This is a genomic window from Sulfitobacter sp. SK012, assembly GCF_003352085.1.
Taxonomy (GTDB): domain Bacteria; phylum Pseudomonadota; class Alphaproteobacteria; order Rhodobacterales; family Rhodobacteraceae; genus Sulfitobacter.
In genome coordinates, this window is sequence record NZ_CP025804.1 from 291,128 (window position 1) to 310,855 (window position 19,728).

At 57.4% G+C, this 19,728-nt stretch carries 22 protein-coding genes and 1 riboswitch; of the genes, 17 read left to right on the forward strand and 5 right to left on the reverse strand.

The window, feature by feature from the left end; genetic code table 11:
- Positions 1–23 precede the first annotated feature (23 nt).
- Complete coding sequence (gene trhO, locus C1J03_RS01370; protein ID WP_114882952.1) at positions 24–935, reverse strand: oxygen-dependent tRNA uridine(34) hydroxylase TrhO; 912 nt, start codon at positions 933–935, stop codon at positions 24–26.
- Positions 936–1,025: 90 nt separating this feature from the next.
- Between trhO and pncA the strand changes: the two genes are divergently transcribed.
- Positions 1,026–1,619 carry a bifunctional nicotinamidase/pyrazinamidase gene (gene pncA / locus C1J03_RS01375; protein ID WP_114882954.1) on the forward strand — a complete coding sequence of 198 codons (594 nt, stop codon included), beginning with the start codon at positions 1,026–1,028 and terminating at the stop codon, positions 1,617–1,619.
- Here the strand turns inward: pncA and C1J03_RS01380 are convergent.
- Both C1J03_RS01380 and C1J03_RS01385 read right to left on the reverse strand, forming a co-directional pair.
- Positions 1,616–1,903, reverse strand: a complete 288-nt coding sequence (locus tag C1J03_RS01380) for a DUF1330 domain-containing protein (RefSeq protein WP_216825888.1) — start codon at positions 1,901–1,903, stop codon at positions 1,616–1,618. The genes pncA and C1J03_RS01380 overlap by 4 nt on opposite strands.
- Before the next feature lie 62 nt (positions 1,904–1,965).
- Positions 1,966–2,601 carry an NYN domain-containing protein gene (locus tag C1J03_RS01385; protein ID WP_114882958.1) on the reverse strand — a complete coding sequence of 212 codons (636 nt, stop codon included), beginning with the start codon at positions 2,599–2,601 and terminating at the stop codon, positions 1,966–1,968.
- Between the two features lie 151 nt (positions 2,602–2,752).
- On the opposite strand from C1J03_RS01385, the gene pncB reads away from it, so the two are divergent.
- Positions 2,753–4,045: a nicotinate phosphoribosyltransferase gene (pncB, locus tag C1J03_RS01390; RefSeq protein WP_114882960.1), complete on the forward strand. Its 1,293-nt coding sequence runs from the start codon at positions 2,753–2,755 to the stop codon at positions 4,043–4,045.
- On the opposite strand, the gene C1J03_RS01395 is transcribed toward pncB, so the two are convergent.
- The gene (locus tag C1J03_RS01395) at positions 4,018–4,932 is read right to left on the reverse strand and encodes a DMT family transporter (RefSeq protein ID WP_114882962.1); all 915 of its coding nucleotides are present in this window, start codon (positions 4,930–4,932) and stop codon (positions 4,018–4,020) included. The two genes, pncB and C1J03_RS01395, sit on opposite strands and share 28 nt — an antisense overlap.
- A 98-nt stretch (positions 4,933–5,030) precedes the next feature.
- Positions 5,031–5,253: riboswitch (cobalamin riboswitch) on the forward strand.
- Positions 5,254–5,285: 32 nt separating this feature from the next.
- On the opposite strand from C1J03_RS01395, the gene C1J03_RS01400 reads away from it, so the two are divergent.
- The 10 genes from C1J03_RS01400 to cobJ all read left to right on the forward strand — a co-directional run bounded on the left by C1J03_RS01400 (position 5,286) and on the right by cobJ (position 14,620).
- Positions 5,286–5,462: a CbtB domain-containing protein gene (locus C1J03_RS01400; protein ID WP_441351124.1), complete on the forward strand. Its 177-nt coding sequence runs from the start codon at positions 5,286–5,288 to the stop codon at positions 5,460–5,462.
- Position 5,463: 1 nt separating this feature from the next.
- The gene (locus tag C1J03_RS01405) at positions 5,464–6,156 is read left to right on the forward strand and encodes a CbtA family protein (RefSeq protein WP_114882964.1); all 693 of its coding nucleotides are present in this window, start codon (positions 5,464–5,466) and stop codon (positions 6,154–6,156) included.
- Positions 6,157–6,198: 42 nt separating this feature from the next.
- Complete coding sequence (locus C1J03_RS01410) at positions 6,199–6,684, forward strand: hypothetical protein (RefSeq protein ID WP_114882966.1); 486 nt, start codon at positions 6,199–6,201, stop codon at positions 6,682–6,684.
- A gap of 72 nt (positions 6,685–6,756) precedes the next feature.
- Positions 6,757–7,119, forward strand: a complete 363-nt coding sequence (locus tag C1J03_RS01415; RefSeq protein ID WP_114882968.1) for a DUF1636 family protein — start codon at positions 6,757–6,759, stop codon at positions 7,117–7,119.
- Positions 7,116–8,150 (forward strand): cobalamin biosynthesis protein CobW, encoded by a 1,035-nt coding sequence (gene cobW / locus C1J03_RS01420; RefSeq protein ID WP_114882997.1) that lies wholly within the window; start codon positions 7,116–7,118, stop codon positions 8,148–8,150. The genes C1J03_RS01415 and cobW overlap by 4 nt, the downstream gene beginning before the upstream one ends.
- Positions 8,151–8,153: 3 nt before the next feature.
- The gene (gene cobN, locus C1J03_RS01425; protein ID WP_114882999.1) at positions 8,154–11,396 is read left to right on the forward strand and encodes a cobaltochelatase subunit CobN; all 3,243 of its coding nucleotides are present in this window, start codon (positions 8,154–8,156) and stop codon (positions 11,394–11,396) included.
- On the forward strand, positions 11,393–12,523 hold the full coding sequence (gene cobG, locus C1J03_RS01430; protein ID WP_114883001.1) for a precorrin-3B synthase: 1,131 nt from the start codon (positions 11,393–11,395) through the stop codon (positions 12,521–12,523). Before cobN ends, cobG begins: the two co-directional genes overlap by 4 nt.
- Complete coding sequence (locus C1J03_RS01435) at positions 12,523–13,152, forward strand: precorrin-8X methylmutase (protein WP_114883003.1); 630 nt, start codon at positions 12,523–12,525, stop codon at positions 13,150–13,152. Before cobG ends, C1J03_RS01435 begins: the two co-directional genes overlap by 1 nt.
- 5 nt (positions 13,153–13,157) lie before the next feature.
- Positions 13,158–13,889: a precorrin-2 C(20)-methyltransferase gene (gene cobI, locus C1J03_RS01440; protein WP_174234490.1), complete on the forward strand. Its 732-nt coding sequence runs from the start codon at positions 13,158–13,160 to the stop codon at positions 13,887–13,889.
- Positions 13,886–14,620, forward strand: coding sequence for a precorrin-3B C(17)-methyltransferase (gene cobJ / locus C1J03_RS01445; RefSeq protein WP_114883007.1), 735 nt, complete (start codon positions 13,886–13,888; stop codon positions 14,618–14,620). The genes cobI and cobJ overlap by 4 nt, the downstream gene beginning before the upstream one ends.
- On the opposite strand, the gene C1J03_RS01450 is transcribed toward cobJ, so the two are convergent.
- A complete protein-coding gene (locus C1J03_RS01450) occupies positions 14,596–15,342 on the reverse strand; it encodes a cobalt-precorrin-6A reductase (protein WP_114883009.1) in 747 nt (248 codons plus the stop codon). The genes cobJ and C1J03_RS01450 overlap by 25 nt on opposite strands.
- A gap of 1 nt (position 15,343) precedes the next feature.
- On the opposite strand from C1J03_RS01450, the gene cbiE reads away from it, so the two are divergent.
- From cbiE to cobA, 5 genes are read left to right on the forward strand one after another with little or no spacing between them, the layout of a single operon-like run.
- Positions 15,344–16,525, forward strand: coding sequence for a precorrin-6y C5,15-methyltransferase (decarboxylating) subunit CbiE (cbiE, locus tag C1J03_RS01455; RefSeq protein ID WP_114883011.1), 1,182 nt, complete (start codon positions 15,344–15,346; stop codon positions 16,523–16,525).
- The gene (locus tag C1J03_RS01460) at positions 16,522–16,905 is read left to right on the forward strand and encodes a cobalamin biosynthesis protein (protein ID WP_114883013.1); all 384 of its coding nucleotides are present in this window, start codon (positions 16,522–16,524) and stop codon (positions 16,903–16,905) included. Before cbiE ends, C1J03_RS01460 begins: the two co-directional genes overlap by 4 nt.
- Positions 16,902–17,684 carry a precorrin-4 C(11)-methyltransferase gene (cobM, locus tag C1J03_RS01465; RefSeq protein WP_114883015.1) on the forward strand — a complete coding sequence of 261 codons (783 nt, stop codon included), beginning with the start codon at positions 16,902–16,904 and terminating at the stop codon, positions 17,682–17,684. The genes C1J03_RS01460 and cobM overlap by 4 nt, the downstream gene beginning before the upstream one ends.
- Positions 17,681–19,006 carry a cobyrinate a,c-diamide synthase gene (locus tag C1J03_RS01470; protein WP_114883017.1) on the forward strand — a complete coding sequence of 442 codons (1,326 nt, stop codon included), beginning with the start codon at positions 17,681–17,683 and terminating at the stop codon, positions 19,004–19,006. The genes cobM and C1J03_RS01470 overlap by 4 nt, the downstream gene beginning before the upstream one ends.
- Positions 19,003–19,728: a uroporphyrinogen-III C-methyltransferase gene (gene cobA / locus C1J03_RS01475; protein ID WP_114883019.1), complete on the forward strand. Its 726-nt coding sequence runs from the start codon at positions 19,003–19,005 to the stop codon at positions 19,726–19,728. The genes C1J03_RS01470 and cobA overlap by 4 nt, the downstream gene beginning before the upstream one ends.

Consider the following 19,728-nt stretch of genomic DNA (forward strand, 5'->3'; position numbering starts at 1 on the left):
CGGTGGGATGTGTTAGCGAAGTGTTAAGTTTCGTCTGACCTGTAGTGGACCTCGCCACGTTCCTTGGCCAAACGCATCTGTTTCTGGCGTTCGCGGAAACGGTTTTTGTCGAATTCTGAGGTCTCATTTACGCATTGATGACAGCTTACGCCGGCCTCATATTCTTCGCGCGATGTATCTGCGGGCAGGATCGGACGACGGCACCCATGGCACAGCATATGCGGGCCGGGGACCAACCCATGGCCGACGCTGACGCGGTTATCAAAGACGAAACATTCGCCCTGCCATGTGCTGTCTTCTTGAGGCACGTCTTCGAGGTATTTCAGAATACCGCCCTTGAGGTGGAATACATCCTCGACCCCTTGGCCAATCAGATAGTTCGTTGATTTTTCACACCGAATGCCACCGGTACAAAACATCGCGATTTTCTTGTTGTGAAAGCGGCCCTTGTTCGCCTCCCACCACGCAGGAAAATCGCCAAAACTGGTGGTCGATGGATCAACCGCGCCATCAAAACTACCGATGGCGACTTCGTAATCGTTGCGGGTGTCGATCACTGCAACGTCGGGCTGGGTAATCAGCGCGTTCCAGTCTGTGGGCGAGACATAATGACCGGTGCCTGTCAGCGGATCGACGTCTGGCTGACCCATGGTGACAATCTCGCGTTTGATGCGCACTTTCATTTTGCCAAATGGGGCCGTTTTGGCAGTGGATTCTTTCCATTCGAGGGCCGCGCATCCTGGCAAGGCGCGCAGATGACTGATCACGGCGTCGATGCCTTTTCGAGAACCTGCGATCGTGCCATTAACCCCTTCGCCCGCTAACAAAAGCGTGCCTTGCACACCCTCTTGCAGACACAACTCTTCGAGAGGTGGTTTCAATGCTGCGGGGTCGTCAAACCGGGCAAAATGATAAAGGGCGGCAATGGTATACATGGGTCAGCAAATAGGCGCGTCTGGGGCTGTTGTGCAAGGGTCCGGTGGGGTAAAACCAACTCTATAGGGCCATAGAAGTGAGGATTTCCCATGCATGCGCTACTCGTGATCGACGTTCAGAATGATTTTTGCCCCGGGGGCGCGCTGGCTGTGGCAGGCGGAAATGAGATCGTTCAGGGCATCAACGGGATCATGCCAGAGTTTGGCGCAGTGATTTTATCGCAGGATTGGCACCCTGCAGGACATTCATCATTTGCCAGTTCGCATGACGGGGCGTCGCCCTATGATCTGACACAGATGCCTTATGGTCCGCAGGTGCTTTGGCCTGATCATTGTATTCAAGGCAGCGGTGGGGCTGCGTTTCATGACGATCTGTTGGAGGGTCGTGCCGATCTGATTGTGCGCAAAGGGTTTAACCCCGCGATCGACAGCTATTCGGCGTTTTTCGAGAATGATCACAGCACGCCAACGGGTTTGGAGGGGTATTTGCACACCCGCGGTATTACCCAAGTGACGCTTGTTGGATTGGCGCTGGATTTTTGCGTCAACTTTTCTGCTGTGGATGCGGCAAAGCTGGGGTTTGACGTAACGGTCCGTCAGGATTTGTGCCGCGCGATTGATCTGGACGGGTCGCTGGATGGTGCCTTGGCAGGGATGACGGCGGCGGGTGTGACGCTGATCTAAACCCCTTCGACGATCATCAGATCGGTGTCCGCGGCTTGCTGCCGGACCGCGCGGGCTTCACCGTAGCCTTGCGATTCGTAGAACCGACGGGCGGTATCGACATCCGGAAATTCGACTACGATTGTAAGGGACTTCATTTGACCTTCGCGCTGTTCGGCGGTGGGGTTGCCCACCAGCACCTTGCCGCCAAACTCCGATAGAACGCTGGCGGACATTTCGCGAAACTGTCCGAATTTCTCGGCGTTGTGAACATCGATATGGGCAATAATATAGCCTTTGGACATGGATGATCCTCCTTTGATAGCCATATCTTAGCGGGCGATGACTGATCCGTTAAGGTCGCGCTTTAAATCCCGTCGAAGACCGGGCGACCGTTGGCTATGACACCTTTGATGATCCGTAGGCCCTTGCGTTGCTGGGCGCGGTCACCGAAGCGGTCGTTGGATAAGATTGGTTGGCCGGTGCTGCGCGCGTGCTTGAGGATGAACACATCCGCTTCGGTGCCGGCAGGGCAAACCATGACAGCGCGTTGTGACAAGCCAAGGGCATGGGCAAAGCGTTTTTCGTTAAGCGTCGTGTCCTTGAGGTGGTGCCGGGAAGAAGCATCCAGGAAGACGGTTGGTACGAGATCGCGACGTTTCAGGTCAGCGACAACCGCGCGCAAAGTATCAAGTTGTGGGGTCTGATCGTCCCAATAAAGCACGTTGGTGCCGTCGACGATGATGCCATTTTCGGTTTTACGCGGCCTAGGGGCGGGTAGGGTACGGCCCCGGCGTGCCGCGGCGATGCATATGAGAATAAATGTGGTGGCCCCGATCCAATAGGGCGCGTTGGTTTGGTCAAGCGGGGCAACGTAGAAAAAATAACTCGCCAGTGCAGCCGTTGCGATTAGGGTAATCCACAGCTGCAGTCTAAGGCTGGCAATATAGCCTATGATCGCAAAAATAGCAGTCACGGTCATCAGGATATGCAGTGGCGTCATTGCGGGCCTCGGGTTGTTTTGCCCCGAATTAAAGCCGTCGCACGGGGCGCTGCAAGGGGGTTGGCCGCCGGGTTTTGGGTGTTGGACGTTTGGTACTTGCGCGCAGTGCACATCCCTTGGCACAAATGGCCAATCCTAAGAGGAAGTTACCATGGTCGATATTGCAAGCCGTGTCTGGAACCACAAGTGGAAGATCGATCCGATTGTACGGTCGCTTATCGACACGGATTTTTACAAGCTGCTGATGTGCCAGAGCATTTTTCACAACAAACCTGACACCCAGGTTACGTTCAGCCTGATCAACCGCTCCAAGCATATCCCGCTGGCCGAGCTGGTTGATGAGGGGGAGTTGCGCGAGCAGTTAGATCACGTGCGCTCGCTGTCGCTTAGCCGCGGAGAAAGCACATGGCTGCGGGGCAATACGTTTTATGGCAAGCGCCAGATGTTCCGGTCTGATTTCATGGAGTGGTTTGAGGGCCTGCGCCTGCCTCCGTATCATCTTGAGCGTAAGGGCGATCAGTATGAGCTGACCTTTGAGGGCAAATGGCACGAGGTCATGTTGTGGGAAATTCCCGCTCTTGCGATCCTCATGGAGCTGCGCGGGCGTGCAGTTCTGGGCAAGATGGGCAAGTTTGAGCTGCAGGTGCTTTATGCCCGAGCCATGACGAGAGTTTGGGAAAAGATCGAAGCCCTGCGCGAAGTGCCGGACCTGTCGATTGCTGATTTTGGCACGCGGCGGCGGCATTCATATCTTTGGCAAGACTGGTGTGTGCAGGCAATGCAGTCGGGCCTAGGCGAGGCATTCACTGGTACGTCCAACTGCAAGATCGCCATGACCCGCGAGCTGGAGGCGATCGGGACAAATGCCCATGAGTTGCCGATGGTCTATGCCGCCTTGGCTGAAAATGACGAAGCATTGTTTAATGCGCCTTATGACGTCCTGTCGGATTGGCATGACGAGCATGAGGGCAATCTGCGCATTATCTTGCCCGACACTTATGGCTCAGCTGGTTTCCTTGATAACGCGCCGGATTGGCTGGCGGGGTGGACGGGGATTCGCATCGACAGCGGTGATCCTGCAACCATGGCGCAGGTCGCCATCGACTGGTGGCGCGCACGAGGTGAGGACCCGACAACAAAGCGGGTTATCTTTAGTGATGGTCTGGATGTCGAGAAAATCAAAGAGCTGCATTTGCAGTTTGCAGGCAAGGTGAACGTGTCGTTCGGGTGGGGCACGCTGTTGACCAATGATTTCCGCAGGCTTGTTCCGGGCGACCAGTTGGCTCCGTTTTCGTTAGTCTGCAAAGCGGTCAGTGCCAATGGCAAACCAACGGTCAAGTTGTCGGATAATCCGAATAAGGCGATGGGGCCTCCGGACGAAATTGAACGTTATAAGCGCGTGTTTGATTTGGGTGTTCAGGTGGCTGATGAGGTCGTGGTCTGAGCATTTTGGCGCAAACGTCGTTCGCGCCAAATGATGAGTAAACCACCGGCGGCAATAAGGAGTGCGCCGGGGAAAAGCTCGGACCAAGGTTGTTCGTCAAAAAACAACCAACCCAGCAAGAACGCCAGCGGGATGCCGAAATAGCTGAACGGAGCGAGGTTGCTTTGTTCGGTCATTCTGTAAGCGAAGATCAAAAACAGCACGGCGGTGCCGCCAATAAGCCCCATACCAAGGATCCAGCCCAGGTCGCTTGTGCTTTGCAATGGGCTGAATCCGGTTGTTGTGACCGCCAGTATAAGTGATCCCACGGCGGCGACACCTGATGAATAGAGATTGATCAGCGCGCCGGGTACTTCTTGGTCGATCATCCGCGCAGTTACGCCTGTGAGCGCATAGCAAGCCGCGGCAGCCAAAGGCAAAAGGGCCGCTGGTGTAAACGTATCTTGGCCCGGTCCGACCACCATAATCACACCAACAAAACCGATCAGCACGGCAGACCAGCGGACCCATCCAACCTGTTCACCCAGAAGCGGCACGGCGAGGGCCGTCATAAAGAGCGCATTGGCATAGGTGATGGTCGAGGCAGTCGCAAAGCTGAGCAGGCCCAAGGAGAGGTAAAAGAAATACTGTGCAAAGGTCAGTATTGCGCCCCGCATCAAGGCAAGTCGCCACTGGCGCACCCGGACTATGCGTCCGCGGTCGTGCCAATCTTGCGAAAACCAAAGAACAAGGCCCGCGGGAATCAGACCACACAGATTTCGGTAGGCTGAAAGCTCAGCAGCCCCGTAATTTGGGGAGAGATGTTTGATAATAAGACCCATGCCGTCAAACAGCCCCAACGCGAGGAGCGAAAAGAGAATCGCTTGGGTGGTGCGGTTGGCCAGCATAGGTGCGGTTATGGGTCACAATCGTGCGGCAAACCATCAAAGATGCGCCCAATGGACATGATATGTCGCAAATAACCTTGCGCAAAGGGCTGCAATTTGAGTACCTAGAGAGGCTTGGTGTTCCGTAAAAGCGCCCCTCTCAACGGGGTGTGGGACCGAAAAGGGAATTCGGAAAAGGGCAACGCCCCCATGCCGAAGCCGCCCCCGCGACTGTAAGCGGTGAGCCTGCGCCACAAATGCCACTTGCCCCTCGGGGTGGGGAAGGCTGGCAAAAGGTCACGACCCGCGAGCCAGGAGACCTGCCAAGCGACTGAAACGTGAATGCTGTCGGGTGTGACGGCGAGGAGAAAAAGATGAAGAATACGACACAGACTGATATCAAACAGCTTTCCGTGATGCGTTTCGCGCCGGTACTGTTTTTGGCCGTTCTTGGTGTGGCCGTGATCACGCTGACGGGCCATGTTCAGGCGGCTGCCTTGCATGACGCTGCACATGATGTGCGCCATGCAACAGGGTTTCCCTGCCACTAACATGCTTCAACGCGTACTGATCAGCGCGTTGTTCGCTGGTGCTGCTGCAGGTCTGATTGCCGGCCTGCTGCAGCTTTGGTTCGTGCAGCCTGTTCTGCTCCATGCGGAGCTTTATGAAACTGGCACGCTTGTTCATTTTGGCACGGGTGATGTGGTGTCGGCTCATCCAGAGCTGCCGGGGTTTGATCCGGTGCGTGATGGGTTGAGCCTCGTTTTCACGATGATGACCTATACAGGCTATGCGATTTTGCTTTTGTGCGCGATGAGCGTTGCGGATGACCGTGGTGCGCATATTGACGGACGCACCGGGCTTATCTGGGGTATTGCGGGCTATGTGGCGTTTCACCTTGCGCCTGGCGCGTCGCTGGCACCTGAGGTGCCGGGCGTTGCTGCTGCGGATGTTGGTGCGCGCCAGATTTGGTGGTTCGCGACGGCGGGCATGGCGATAATCGCGCTTTGGCTGATTGCGTTTGGCAAAAGCTGGCTTGGTTGGGGTGTTGCCGCGATCTTGTTGCTTGCCCCCCATGTCATTGGCGCGCCCGAACCGAGCCAATTCACCGGCACCGTGCCACCCGAAATCGCCGCACTCTTTGCGGCGCGCGCGCTTAGCGTTGGCCTGGCGGCCTGGCTGCTGGTGGGGTGCTTTGCGGGATATTTCTGGCAACGCGAAGGTGCGCGGGTCGCCGCGGCCTAACTGGGCAACTGGCCGATCTTTTTTAGGAAAGGATGATGTGACATGGGCAGGACTTTTGCACTTTTTATCATAGGATTGGTGTTCGGCGGCGGCATTGGCTTTGTCTTGGCAGCAGGAAATGGCATCACCTTTGACGGGCATGACCACGGCGACGCGAGCCAGCATGATGGGATGGATCACGCCAAAACGCACGAAACTCCATTGGAGATACTTGCAGCCAATGCACCTGAGATTACGCTGGCCGTGACGCCCGACCCGATGACGGGATATAACCTGCATCTGACAACTCAGAACTTTACCTTCGCGCCAGAAGCCGCAAGTCTTGCGGATGTGGCGGGCGAAGGTCACGCGCATGTCTATATCAACGGCGAAAAACTGGCGCGGCTTTATGGGCCGTGGATGCATTTGAACGCGTTGCCCGTTGGAGATGTCGAAGTCCAAGTGACCCTGAATAGCAATGATCACCGGGCACTGAGCGTCGCGGGAACGCCAATCACCGCAACCGTGCAGCTGAGCGTCCCGGAGTGACCCGGCTTGCCGCAATAGAACCAATAGGGTAGGCCGCAGCAAGGCTTGCGGACCGATAAAAGGACCAAAACCATGACCACCACATTGCATGTTTGCACCACCTGCCGCGCGGGCGAAGTGCTCGAAGAAGACGCGCCGCGCCCCGGTGCGCAATTGCATGCCGCATTGACCCAGGCGGACGCACCCAAAGGTGTCAAAATCGTTGCCGTTGAATGCCTGTCTGCCTGTTCGCAGGGGGCTGCAGTAGCACTGTCCGAGCCGGGCAAGTGGACGTATGTTTATGGTCGACTGACCGCTGCGGATACGCCTGATATTCTAGCTGGTGCAGCTGCTTATGCGGCAAGTGGCGATGGGCTGGTGCCCTGGCGTGAACGCCCCGTAATTTTCCGCAAGCAAAGCCTTGCCCGTATTCCTCCGATGGAGACAAACTCATGAACGACCTCGCAAAAATCCCCGTTACTGTGATCACCGGCTTTTTGGGGTCTGGCAAAACGACCCTAATCCGGCATTTGCTGACCAATTCGAAAGGCCGCCGTTTGGCCGTGTTGGTGAATGAATTTGGTACCGTTGGTGTGGACGGCGATATCTTGAAATCTTGCGCCGACGAAGACTGCCCGGCAGAGAACATCGTTGAGCTGGCAAATGGCTGCATCTGTTGCACGGTCGCTGACGATTTCATTCCAACGATCGAGGCATTGATGGCGATGCCCGTGCGTCCTGATCACATCCTGATTGAGACGTCTGGACTGGCTTTGCCAAAACCGTTGTTGAAGGCATTCGACTGGCCCGCGATCCGTTCAAAGATAACAGTGGACGGCGTGATCACACTTGCCGACGCCGAAGCGGTTGCCGCTGGACGTTTTGCGGCGGATGTTGCTGCTGTGGATGCCCAGCGTCTGGCCGATGACAGTATTGATCATGAGACGCCGTTGTCCGAAGTGTTCGAAGATCAGATTTCCTGCGCCGATATCGTTCTGATGTCCAAAGCTGATTTAGCTGGTCCTGAGGGTCTTGCTGCTGCGCGCGCAGTGATCGAAGCTGAAAGCCCGCGCAAAATCCCAATTCTTGAAATGAGCGAAGGGGTGATCGACCCCAATGTTGTTTTGGGTCTGAATGCCAAAGCTGAAGATGATCTGGCTGCGCGTCCGTCGCATCACGACGGGCATGACGATCATGAGCACGATGATTTTGAAACGATTGTCGTGCCGATGCCTGAGGTGGACGATGTAGAGACATTGATCGCGGCCATTGAACGGCTGGCGACGGAACAACAAATCCTGCGGGTCAAAGGTTACGTTGCCGTAAAGGGCAAGCCGATGCGCCTGCTTGTGCAGGCTGTGGGCAGTCGGGTCCGGCATCAGTTTGATCGTCCTTGGGGCGCCGATCCACGAAATGGTGCGCTTGTGGTGATTGCTGAGCATGACCACGTTGATCCGGCCAAAATCCACGAAACGCTTGGGGCCTAAGCCATGCATGTCGTCTTCCGCGAAAGTCACGGGCTGGAGGATGCGGAAACCCCCTTTGATCCGGGGCAAAGCCCGGCAGATTTGGTGGTGCTGTCATTCTCTGACAGTGACCTTGGTGCCTTTGCGGCAGGCTGGCATCGGGGCGGCGGTAAGGAGGGTGCGTTGCCCACCCTACGGCTGTGTAATCTTGTGGCGTTGCGGCACCCGGCTTCGGTCGATAACTACGTTGAACAGACCCTAACCGGGGCAAAAGGCATTTTAATCCGCCTAATTGGGGGCGAAAACTACTGGGCCTACGGCCTGATGCAAGTGCAGGATTTTGCGCGCCGTCACGGTATTGCACTGGCTGTGCTGCCGGCCGATGGGCGTGAGGATGCGGCCCTTGATGCGCACTCAACCTTGCCCGTCTCCACTCTGCGCCGATTGCAGCATCTGTGTGATGCGGGAGGGGCAGTTGCGGCCCAAGCAGCACTGGCTCAGATGGCTTTGGCAGCAGGGCTTTATGCCGGGCCGGTTTTGGGGGCGAAGACGGTTCCAGATTGTGGAATTTATGACCCTGATAAAGGGATTTTACCGCTACCTGATACTGACGGGGACGTCGCTGCGGTAACATTTTACCGCAGCTATCTCACGGCTGCAGATACGGCCCCTGTTGATGCTTTAATTGGAGCTTTGCGAAAGCGGGGCTTTAACGCTGTGGGCGTGTTTGTGCCCTCACTCAAAGCGCCCGCTGCGCGCGCTTTTCTGGCCGAGACGCTTGATCTGATGGCACCGGTTGCCATCGTTAACGCGACGGCTTTTTCGGGGCGGGGTGAGGACGGGACGTCGCCTTTGGATGCTCCGGGGTGCCCGGTGCTTCAAGTGGCTTTGTCGACGGCGCGGCAAAAAGAATGGGCCGAGTCCGAGCGCGGTTTGTCGCCTGCTGATCTGGCCATGCACGTAGTCTTGCCGGAAGTAGACGGGCGGATTTTTACGGGGGTTGTAAGTTTTAAAGCACCGCAGAAAAAGGACCCGGACCTGCAGTTTTCCCGCTTTGCCCACCGTGCGGATCAAGCCCGGATTGATGCTGTGGCGGATCGGGTATTGGGATGGCATCGGCTTGGGACTACGCCTGTTGAGGCGCGCAAAGTTGCTATCGTTTTGTCGACATATCCGGGGCGTGATGATCAAATTGCCCACGCCGTTGGGCTAGATGCTTTGGCGAGTGTCGAGGATATGTTGATGACACTTGCAGGTGCGGGCTACAGCGTCGAGCCGGCCTTGGGATTTGGCAAGACGCTTTTGAACAACCGCATATCTTGGCCGTTAGAGGCGTATAAGGCCGCGTTAGAGACACTTCCCCAATCGTTGCGCGATGATTTGTCGACAGCTTGGGGCGATGTCGCGGACGACCCCATGGTCGCAGATGGAGCGTTTCAGTTCCCGGCGCAGTTCTGTGGTGATGCGCTTGTCGCATTGCAGCCCGAGCGCGGTGCGATTGATGCACGCGAGACCGACTACCACGATTTGGCGCGCATTCCGCGTCATTCCTACGTCGCGTTTTATCTATGGCTGCGTCAACAAGGCCATCACGCGCTGGTCCATATCGGTGCACACGGCACGTTAGAATGGTTGCCGGGCAAAGCAGTGGCCCTGTCCGAAGCCTGCTGGCCCGAAGCGCTGACGGGTGATCTGCCGGTGATTTATCCGTTTATCGTGAATGATCCTGGTGAGGCTGCTCAGGCCAAACGTCGCATCGGAGCTGTCACGTTGGGGCATGTGCCGCCGCCAATGGCAGACAGCGCTGTACCGGATGGATTGATACGGCTGGAACAATTGTTGGATGAATACTCGACTGCTGATGGGCTGGATCCTGCGCGGCGTGACCGGCTGATTGAGACAATTCGGGACGAAGCACAAGCGGCAGGCGTAGAGGCTGATCTGGGGTTGGGTGAGGACGCTTCGGCCGCTGAGGCGATCACCCGCATCGACCGATTTGTATGCGACATCAAAGAAAGCCAATTCGGTGACGGCTTGCATGTTTTTGGAGCGGCCGACGGTGAAAACGATGGCTTGCTGACCGCACTTGATGGGCGGCGTGTGGCATCGGGGCCCTCTGGCTCACCTTATCGCGGGCGCTCTGACGTACTGCCAACCGGGCGGAATTTGTATTCGGTTGATCCGCGCGCCGTTCCGTCCCGTGCGGCCTATACCCAAGGTGTGAAGCTTGCCGAGGAGCTGTTGCGCAGACATTTGCAAGACAAGGGCGACTGGCCCAAGGGTTTGGTTGTTGATCTGTGGGGGTCTGCCACAATGCGCACCGCTGGCGAAGAAGTCGCGATGGCACTGCATTTGGCGGGCCTTGCCCCAAAATGGGATGATGGGTCGGAGCGTGTATCTGGATTTGAAATCTTGCCGCTGACCTTGCTTGACCGGCCGCGTATTGACGTAACATTGCGCATTTCAGGCCTGTTTAGAGACGTATTTCCGGGTTTGGCGCAAATATTCGAGGCTGGTACCACTGCACTGGCAGCACGCGAAGAAGCAGCAGATATGAACCCTTACCTCACAAAGACGCCGCGCGTTTTTGGCCCTAAACCGGGGCTTTTTGGCATGAATATGGAAAGCGCACTGCAGGATTATTCCGACGAAGGCCGGGTGGCAGCGGGGCAGGCATGGTTAAAGGCTTCTGAGTGGGCACTGGATGCCAAGGGACAATCTAGCCAAGACCGAGAAGGGCTTGAGGCGAGATTGCGTGATGCTGACGGGTTTGCCCATATTCAAGATCTCGCGGAAAGCGATGTTTTGATGGCGTCGGATTACGCCAGCCACGAAGGTGGGTTTGCGGCGGCGATGGCGCATCTCGGTGCTGAAAAGCCAGCGATGTACCACGTTGATAGCACGCGGGTTGGTGCGCCCAAGGCCCGAACGATGCCCGAAGAGATTGCCCGGGTGGTCCGTGCGCGTGCGGCCAATCCCGATTGGGCGACCGGCATGATGCGCCATGGTTTTCGCGGAGCAGCAGAAGTCGCCGCGACGCTTGATAACTTAGCTGCATTTGCGCATTTGACACGGGATGTCCCGGCGCATTTGATTGATCTGTATTTTGACGCGACACTGGGCCGGGATGATCTGGTGTCATTCATGGAAGCCGAAAACCCGCTTGCGTTGCAAGAAATGCGTGACCGATTTGCAGCCCTACGGGATGCCGGGCTGTGGGTGACGCGCCGCAATTCGATCACCGCTGCAATGGATGCAGCTGAATGACTTGTCAGCCACAGATCAAGGGGTGGTGCCCAGGTGCGCTGCGCCCGATGCTATCTGGTGATGGCTGGGTCGTAAGGGTGCGCCCGTTTTCTGGAAGGTTGGGCCAAGCGCAGGCCGATGGGCTGGCCACATTAGCGACGGCCCATGGCAATGGCGTGATTGACCTATCAAGTCGTGGCAATATCCAGCTGCGCGGGGTGCGTTTAGAAAGCCTTGATCCGCTCAGAGACGGCCTGCGGCATTTGTCGCTTTTGGATCCTGATGCCGAGACTGAATCGCGCCGAAATGTCCTAGTTACCCCCTTCTGGGAAGTCGGCGATCAGACTGAATTGTTTGCTGCAGAGCTGACCAAAGCGCTTGCCCCAAAGGATGCGCCTGAGTTGCCGGGCAAATTTGGGTTTGCCATCGATACGGGCAGATTGCCGGTGTTGCAGGGTGGATCGGCGGATATCAGGCTGGAATGTGACGCTGCTGGTGGTTTCATCTTGGTCGCTGATGGGGCCAAGACCGGCAAATCTGTTACGGTGGCTACGGCGGTACCCGAGGCATTGGCATTGGCAAAATGGTTCGCTGAAATCCGCGGAACGAACAAGCGGATGGCGACATGTATTGATGCAGGTTTGGGCTTACCAGCCGGTCATGTTGTTCCCCGTCAGACGCAGAATTTCGACCCTAAACCGGGACATTCGTTACAAGGTTCGCTTGTTGGGTTGGCATTTGGTCAAATGAAGGCTGAAACCCTTGCGACACTTGCCAAGCATGGTGCATTGCGGATGACACCGTGGCGTTTGATGCTTGTTGAAGGCGCGCAGACCCTGCCTGATATTGATGGTGTGATTACTGACCCCGCTGATCCTCTGTTGCGGGTTGCTGCTTGCATTGGCGCTCCGGGTTGCCCTCAGGCATTAGGGACCACACGAGATCTGGTCCGCGCTCTGGCCGCCCATGTCGAGTTAGGGGAGATTTTGCATATCTCAGGCTGCGCTAAAGGATGCGCGCACCCACGTGCCGCGTCGATCACAGTGATTGCCACCGCCGAGGGCTATGCCCTAACCCGAAATGGAACCGCTGCGGGTGAACCCGACCATAATGATCTCACAATACAGACCCTAATTAAGGCGATTTGATGCCCCATACTTACATTACCGACGGCGCGGAAATTTACCGCCGATCCTTTGCGACCATTCGGAGTGAAGCCGCATTGACCTGTTTCACGCCAGAAGAAGAGATCGTTGCCGTGCGCATGATCCATGCTGCTGGTATGGTTGGCCTAGAAGCGCATATTTCTTTTTCTAAAGGAGCGGCAATTGCCGCCCGCGCCGCATTAGAAGACGGTGCGCCGATCCTGTGTGACGCCTATATGGTCAGTGAGGGGATCACCCGTAAGCGCCTGCCGCGCGAGAACGAAGTGATTTGTACTCTGCGCGATGAACGCGTGCCCGATATGGCAAAGGATATGAGCAACACGCGCTCCGCCGCTGCTCTTGAGCTTTGGAGACCGCATTTAAAGGGTGCTGTTGTCGCAATTGGCAATGCACCGACGGCCCTATTCCATTTACTTAACATGCTTGAAGATCCGAACTGTCCGCGACCTGCCGCCATCATCGGCTGTCCGGTTGGCTTTATTGGGGCGGCGGAAAGCAAAGAAGCGCTGATGGAGGATCTACCAGTGCCTTCGATGGTCGTACGCGGGCGTTTGGGCGGATCAGCAATTACAGTGGCTGCGGTCAACGCGCTGGCCAGCAGGGTGGAGTAAGCATGGTGGGCAAAGTTATTTGCGCCGGGTTGGGGCCGGGCGATCCTGAGCTGATGAGCGTCAAGTCTGACCGTGCCATTCGCGGTGCCAAACACCTTGCGTATTTTCGTAAGAAAGGTCGCGCGGGGCAAGCCCGTACGATCGTCAAAGACATGCTGCGCGACGATGTGATTGAATATCCAATGGAATATCCGGTCACGACCGAGCTGCACTTTGGCTCGGATGAATACCGTGCGTTGATGATCGATTTCTACGCGGAATGGGCGGTCAAACTAGAGGCGATGGCGCAAGATCACGAGGTTGTCGTCCTTTGTGAAGGCGATCCGTTTTTTTACGGCTCGTTTATGCACCTACACACGAGGTTGCAGGGCCGCGCCGAAGTTGAAGTTCTGCCGGCAATCCCCGGAATGGTGGGGTGCTGGAACGCGCTCGACACGCCATTTACCTGGGGCGACGATGTGATGACGGTGCTGATGGGAACGCTGCCCGAAGCGGAACTGACCGAACATATGCGCCGCGCCGATGCGTTGGTGATCATGAAGACCGGGCGTAATTTGCCTGCCGTGCGCCGCGCGCTGTCAACTTCAGGAAGGCTCGACAGTGCGTGGCTGGTTGAAAAAGGCACGATGCCCGGGCAGCGCGTTGCCAAATTGGCGGATGTTGAAGACGCAGATTGCCCCTATTTCGCGATTGTGCTGGTCCACGGCCAAGGCCGCCGTCCGGAGGCCGCGGAATGACGGGCAACATCGCCATCGTTGGTTTGGGGCCGGGTCGAGAGACATTGGTCACGCCAGAGGTGCGCGATATGTTGGCACAGGCGACCGACGTGATTGGCTACATTCCCTACGTCGCCCGGGTCGCTCCGCGCGAAGGGCTAACTCTGCATGCCAGTGACAATCGGGTCGAGATTGACCGTGCGACCCATGCTTTGCAGCTTGCGAAAGATGGCGCGCGGGTGGTGGTTGTTTCTTCTGGTGATCCGGGCGTCTTTGCAATGGCGTCAGCTGTGTTCGAAGCGATGCAGGCGCAACCGCAATTTGCAGGCGCTGAGATTACCGTGATGCCCGGCATCACCGCAATGTTGGCTGCAGCGGCGGCGGCAGGTGCGCCCTTAGGTCATGATTTTTGCGCGATCAACCTGAGCGATAACCTAAAGCCTTGGGAAACCGTGGCCCGACGGTTGCGACTGGCCGCAGAGGCAGATTTTGCGATGGCATTTTATAACCCCCGCTCAAAATCGCGCCCGCATCAGTTTGGCGAAGCGCTGGATATTTTGCGTGGAGCATGCGGCCCCGACCGATTGGTCATCTTTGCGCGCAACGTCAGCCTGCCGGATCAGACCCTGAATACCGTAACATTGGGTGAAGCCACGGCTGAAATGGCAGATATGCGTACGGTCGTTTTGGTGGGAAATTCAGCGACACGGAGGGTTGGAAAGTATGTCTACACCCCGCGTAGTGCGCCATGACCGAGCCAGCACAAAACAGTCTCTATATCGGGCGCAACCGTAGTACCGGGCAACTGGGGACGCCTGATCATGATGACCGGCAAACCAAGAGACCGTGCGGCCTCGAGTTTGGCCACAGTTGCGGTGCCGCCGGCATTCTTGGCGACCGCATGGGTGATGTGATGCGTCTGCATCAAGATGGTATCGTCCTTGGCGGTAAAGGGCCCGCGCGCCTTCAAAACTGTGTGATGAGGCAAGGGCAGCGCGGCATCCGGCGTATCGATCAGACGCAACAGATAGTGATGCTGCGGTTTGGCTGCAAAGATGTCGATATGCTGGCGGCCAATAGCGAGAAACACATGCGCGGGTTGCTCGGGAAGAACATCCAAGACACCTTCAATAGAGTCGGTTTCGATCCAATTGTCGCCAGATTGGCGCACCCATGCCGGGCGCTCCAGGCGCATCAGCGGGATAGACATCGTCTGACAGGCCGTGTGTGCATTCATGCTCATCTGCGCGGCAAATGGGTGCGTGGCGTCGACCACATGCGTGATGCCTTCGGTGCGCAGATAGTCGCGCAAGCCGTCAGTCCCGCCAAAGCCGCCAACGCGGGTCGGCAAAGGTTGCAATATGGGAGCTTTGGTGCGCCCAGCGTAAGAAAAAACAGTATCTACACCGGCAGCTTTCAGCCGCTCAGCAAGCTGGCTCGCCTCGGTGGTGCCACCCAAGAGAAGGACGCGCATGATGGGTGATCCTTGGCTAAGTATCATTGGCTTGAACGAGGATAGCCTTGCTGGCCTGCCCGCCGCAAGCCATCAGGCGCTACAGAACGCTGATGTTGTATTTGGCGCACCGCGTCATCTGGAATTGGCGGGGATCACAGATCGTGCGCGCCCTTGGCCGATTCCGTTCTCTGTGGATCCGGTCCTGGCGTGTCGTGGGCAACGTGTTGCGGTTTTGGCATCGGGCGATCCGTTCTGGTTTGGCGCGGGCGGCAGTCTGGTCAAACATGTTAAGCCCGATGAATGGCGCAGCTATCCATCGCCCTCCACCTTTACGCTCGCGGCGTCTTCGCTTGGATGGCGGATGGAGGAGATTACCTGCCACGGCTTGCATGCTGTTCCGTTGGCCCGGTTGCGCCCTATGCTTGCACCGGGCGCGCGTATGATCTGCCTTCTACGGGATGGAGAAGCGCCCGCAGTGTTGGCGGAGTGGCTAGTCAAACATGACTGCGGCGCCGCAAAAATGCAGGTAATGGAACGTCTAGGTGGGCCAACCGAGCGGATACGAGCAACAACAGCTGACAGGTTTGACTTGACGGATGTTGTTGCCCCTGTGGCGGTAGCACTGCACCTCCCTTCAGGTGTTGGATTGTCGCGTGCGTCAGGGTTGCCGGATGACGTATTTGCTCATGACGGTCAGATTACAAAGCGTCCCGTTCGGGCATTGACGCTCTCGGCGTTGGCCCCCCGTCCGGGTGAATATCTTTGGGATATTGGGGCAGGATCAGGCTCTATTTCTGTTGAATGGTGCCTTGCTGGTGGTCGTGCCACGTCGTTTGAACGTCATGCAAGCCGCGTCCCAAACATTGCTCAGAACGCTGAGGACCTTGGCATTGGACACCGGATGGACGTGGTCGATGGCGATGCTGCAAAACTCCTGGCAGGCCGACCACTTCCCGACGCTGTTTTCATCGGTGGTGGCGCAAATGAGCCATTGTTAGAGACGCTTTTTGATCTGTTGAAGCCCGGCACCCGGTTGGTGGTCAACGCTGTCACTCTCGAAACAGAAAGCTTGCTTGCGAGACAACACGCGAAACGGGGTGGCAGCCTGTTGCGGATAGAACTCGCCACCGCAGCTCCTTTGGGTCGGATGCATGGCTGGTCGCCCGCACGGCCTGTTGTGCAATGGAGTGTCACGCTGTGAGGGTTGCTGGCATCGGATTTCGTGGTGCGGCGGAACTTGGGTCGCTTCAGGATGCGCTCGAAGCGGCCATTGCAGCGGCGGGCGGTGCCCCAGTCGAGGCGTTGGTGACAGAAGCTGCCAAGGCGCGCAGCTATGTGTTTCGGGAACTGGCCTATGAACTGGGGATTCCCGGCCTTGGTGTCTCGACGCAAGAGTTGGCAGGTATGATTACGCCGTCCCAGTCCGAGCGCATCCTTGATAAATTTGGCACTGGATCATTGTGTGAAGCCGCGGCATTGGCCGCAGCGGGACCACAAGCCCGGCTGGTTGCGGCGCGCGTCGTCTCGGGCGATGGTATGGCAACGGCAGCGATTGCCGACATCAAAGGAAACACGACGTGACGGTACATTTCATTGGCGCCGGACCTGGCGCGCCGGATCTTATCACTTTGCGTGGGCGCGATTTGATCGCGGCTTGTCCCGTGTGTCTCTATGCAGGGTCCCTCGTGCCCGAGGCGCTTTTGGAATATTGTCCTGAGGGCGCTCACATCATCAATACCGCACGCTTGTCGCTGGACGAGATCATGGCGGAAATTGAGGCGGCTCACGAAAAAGGGCAGGATGTCGCAAGGCTGCATTCAGGCGACCTGTCAGTGTGGTCCGCGATGGGTGAACAGTTGCGCCGCCTGCGTGCAGCTGGGATCGAATATGATGTGACGCCCGGCGTGCCCAGTTTTGCTGCTGCTGCTGCGACACTCGCGGCGGAGCTGACGTTACCGGGCGTGGCGCAATCGGTGATTCTGACCCGCACCTCGGGCCGGGCCACTGCGATGCCAGAGGGCGAAACACTGGAGAACTTTGCCCGAACAGGTGCGACGTTGGCGATCCATTTGTCGGTGCATGTGCTGGACAAGGTCGTCGCTGAATTGACACCGCATTACGGTCCCGATTGCCCAGTCGCTGTGGTCTGGCGTGCAAGTTGGCCTGATGAACGCGTCGTCCGTGCCACGCTATCCACCCTTCAAACTGCCATCGGCGATGAAATGGCCCGTACAGCCCTGATCCTCGTAGGCCATGCCATTGGAGCAGAAGAGTTCGGCGAAAGCAGACTCTATGCGGGTGACTATGATCGCCGCTTTCGCCCTGTTGGCACTGACCCTCGCTTCCCGGAGACAACATGATACCACCCGGCCTTATGATATCTGCACCAGCGTCTGGAACTGGCAAAACGACCCTAATGCTGGGTCTTTTGGCGGCGCTGCGCGCACAGGGTGTGACCGTTCAACCGTTTAAAAGCGGCCCTGATTACATTGATCCGGCGTTTCACACGGCAGCGTCGGGGCGTGCCTCTTTCAATCTTGATAGCTGGTCGATGAACCGCGCTCGCATCGATGGGTTGATCGGAAATGCGGAAGGCGCAGAGCTGATCTTGGGCGAAGGGTCCATGGGACTGTTCGACGGCGTCGCGATCCCCGGAGCATGCGGCAATGGGGCGAGCGCCGATATCGCCGCAATGATGGGCTGGCCTGTGGTGCTTGTCTTGGACGTCTCGGGGGCTGCGCAATCTGTTGCGGCTACGGCGCTGGGTTTCAAGACCATGCGCCCTGATGTGACCTTGGCTGGCGTTGTATTGAACCGCGTTGCATCCCCGCGTCATGAAACATTGGTGCGCGTTGGTATGGAGCAGGTTGGCGTGAAGGTTCTCGGGGCTTTGCCGCGCCGCAAAGAAGTCGAGATGCCGGAGCGGCACTTGGGTTTGGTCCAAGCAGGTGAACAAGAAAACATGCCGCAGATTTTGGCGGAGGCGGCGGCGTTTGTCGCAGCGCATGTGGACATTGATGCGCTTCGTGCGGCAGCTATGGGCGGCGTTGAAAGCCATGTTGCCCCTGCCATCATAACACCTCCTGGTCAGCGGATCGCGCTTGCGCAGGATCGTGCTTTTGCATTTGTTTATCCGCATTTGCTTGCGGGCTGGCGTGCGGCGGGTGCCGAAGTACTGCCGTTCTCGCCGCTCGCGGATGAGAAACCGGATGACAGTGCCGATGTTTGCTGGCTGGCCGGGGGTTATCCCGAGCTGCATGCGGGAACGCTGGCTGCTGCTACGGTGTTTCGGAAAGGCTTGCGAGATTTCGCCCAAACCCGCCCTGTTCATGGCGAATGCGGAGGGTACATGGCGATGGGCGCGGGGATTGTTGACGCGGATGGCGTTCGGCATGAAATGGCCGGATTACTTCGATTAGAGACTTCTTTTGCTAAACGAAAGATGCATTTGGGGTACCGCAAGGCGGACTTGAACGTCGGCATCCCGGGATATGACGCCAAGGCGCGGTTGCGAGGCCACGAATTCCATTACGCGTCGATATTAGAAGAGCCCGACGCGCCATTGGCCCATATCACCGACAGCAATGATGTGACCGTGGCAGAGACTGGATCTTTGCGCCGGTTTGAGGGCGGTGGGCAGGCCAGCGGTACGTTTTTCCACCTGATTGCCGAAGCCCCATGAGTGGTTTCGTCTCCTTTGTTTCTTCTGGTCCTGGCGATCCTGAGTTGTTGACGGTTAAGGCTGTTAATCGGTTGGAGACAGCCGATGTTGTGCTGTTTGACGACCTGTCTTCTGGCCCGATATTGAGCCACGCCCGCACAGATGCGGATCTAATCGGTGTGGGCAAGAGGGCAGGTCGGGCGTCGCCCAAGCAAGACCACGTTAGCCGGGTTCTGGTGGAATATGCGCAAGCTGATCTGCGGGTTGTGCGGCTAAAGTCCGGCGACTGCGGTATGTTTGGTCGGTTGGAGGAAGAGATCATTGCCCTACGCGCGGCTGGCATCCCATTTGAAATTATTCCCGGCGTTACCAGTGCATCAGCGGCTGCCGCAACGGCCGGTATTCCCCTCACGCGGCGGCTTACTGCGCGGCGGGTGCAGTTCATTACAGGCGCGGATGTCACAGGCGATTTGCCCGAAGACGTGAACATGGCCGCCCTTGCGGATCCGATGGCGACGACAGTCGTTTACATGGGCAAGCGCACGTTTGCTGGGCTTGCCGCCCGTCTGATAGAGCATGGTTTGCCCGGCGATACCCCCGCGATGTTGGCTGAGGCGGTGTCGACGCCTGCTGAACGGGTTGAACGCTATACGATAGAGACACTTGCCCAGCATCTTGGAGCGGCAACCAGCAGCACACCGGCGCTGATTTTCTACGGTCCATTGGCTGAGTTTGAATCGTGA

Bases quoted from the DNA above. Each gene is read 5' to 3' on its own strand.
- trhO (WP_114882952.1), bottom strand. From the start codon at position 935: ATGTATACCATTGCCGCCCTTTATCATTTTGCCCGGTTTGACGACCCC.
- pncA (WP_114882954.1), top strand. From the start codon at position 1,026: ATGCATGCGCTACTCGTGATCGACGTTCAGAATGATTTTTGCCCCGGG.
- C1J03_RS01380 (WP_216825888.1), bottom strand. From the start codon at position 1,903: ATGTCCAAAGGCTATATTATTGCCCATATCGATGTTCACAACGCCGAG.
- C1J03_RS01385 (WP_114882958.1), bottom strand. From the start codon at position 2,601: ATGACGCCACTGCATATCCTGATGACCGTGACTGCTATTTTTGCGATC.
- pncB (WP_114882960.1), top strand. From the start codon at position 2,753: ATGGTCGATATTGCAAGCCGTGTCTGGAACCACAAGTGGAAGATCGAT.
- C1J03_RS01395 (WP_114882962.1), bottom strand. From the start codon at position 4,932: ATGCTGGCCAACCGCACCACCCAAGCGATTCTCTTTTCGCTCCTCGCG.
- C1J03_RS01400 (WP_441351124.1), top strand. From the start codon at position 5,286: ATGAAGAATACGACACAGACTGATATCAAACAGCTTTCCGTGATGCGT.
- C1J03_RS01405 (WP_114882964.1), top strand. From the start codon at position 5,464: ATGCTTCAACGCGTACTGATCAGCGCGTTGTTCGCTGGTGCTGCTGCA.
- C1J03_RS01410 (WP_114882966.1), top strand. From the start codon at position 6,199: ATGGGCAGGACTTTTGCACTTTTTATCATAGGATTGGTGTTCGGCGGC.
- C1J03_RS01415 (WP_114882968.1), top strand. From the start codon at position 6,757: ATGACCACCACATTGCATGTTTGCACCACCTGCCGCGCGGGCGAAGTG.
- cobW (WP_114882997.1), top strand. From the start codon at position 7,116: ATGAACGACCTCGCAAAAATCCCCGTTACTGTGATCACCGGCTTTTTG.
- cobN (WP_114882999.1), top strand. From the start codon at position 8,154: ATGCATGTCGTCTTCCGCGAAAGTCACGGGCTGGAGGATGCGGAAACC.
- cobG (WP_114883001.1), top strand. From the start codon at position 11,393: ATGACTTGTCAGCCACAGATCAAGGGGTGGTGCCCAGGTGCGCTGCGC.
- C1J03_RS01435 (WP_114883003.1), top strand. From the start codon at position 12,523: ATGCCCCATACTTACATTACCGACGGCGCGGAAATTTACCGCCGATCC.
- cobJ (WP_114883007.1), top strand. From the start codon at position 13,886: ATGACGGGCAACATCGCCATCGTTGGTTTGGGGCCGGGTCGAGAGACA.
- C1J03_RS01450 (WP_114883009.1), bottom strand. From the start codon at position 15,342: ATGCGCGTCCTTCTCTTGGGTGGCACCACCGAGGCGAGCCAGCTTGCT.
- cbiE (WP_114883011.1), top strand. From the start codon at position 15,344: ATGGGTGATCCTTGGCTAAGTATCATTGGCTTGAACGAGGATAGCCTT.
- C1J03_RS01470 (WP_114883017.1), top strand. From the start codon at position 17,681: ATGATACCACCCGGCCTTATGATATCTGCACCAGCGTCTGGAACTGGC.
- cobA (WP_114883019.1), top strand. From the start codon at position 19,003: ATGAGTGGTTTCGTCTCCTTTGTTTCTTCTGGTCCTGGCGATCCTGAG.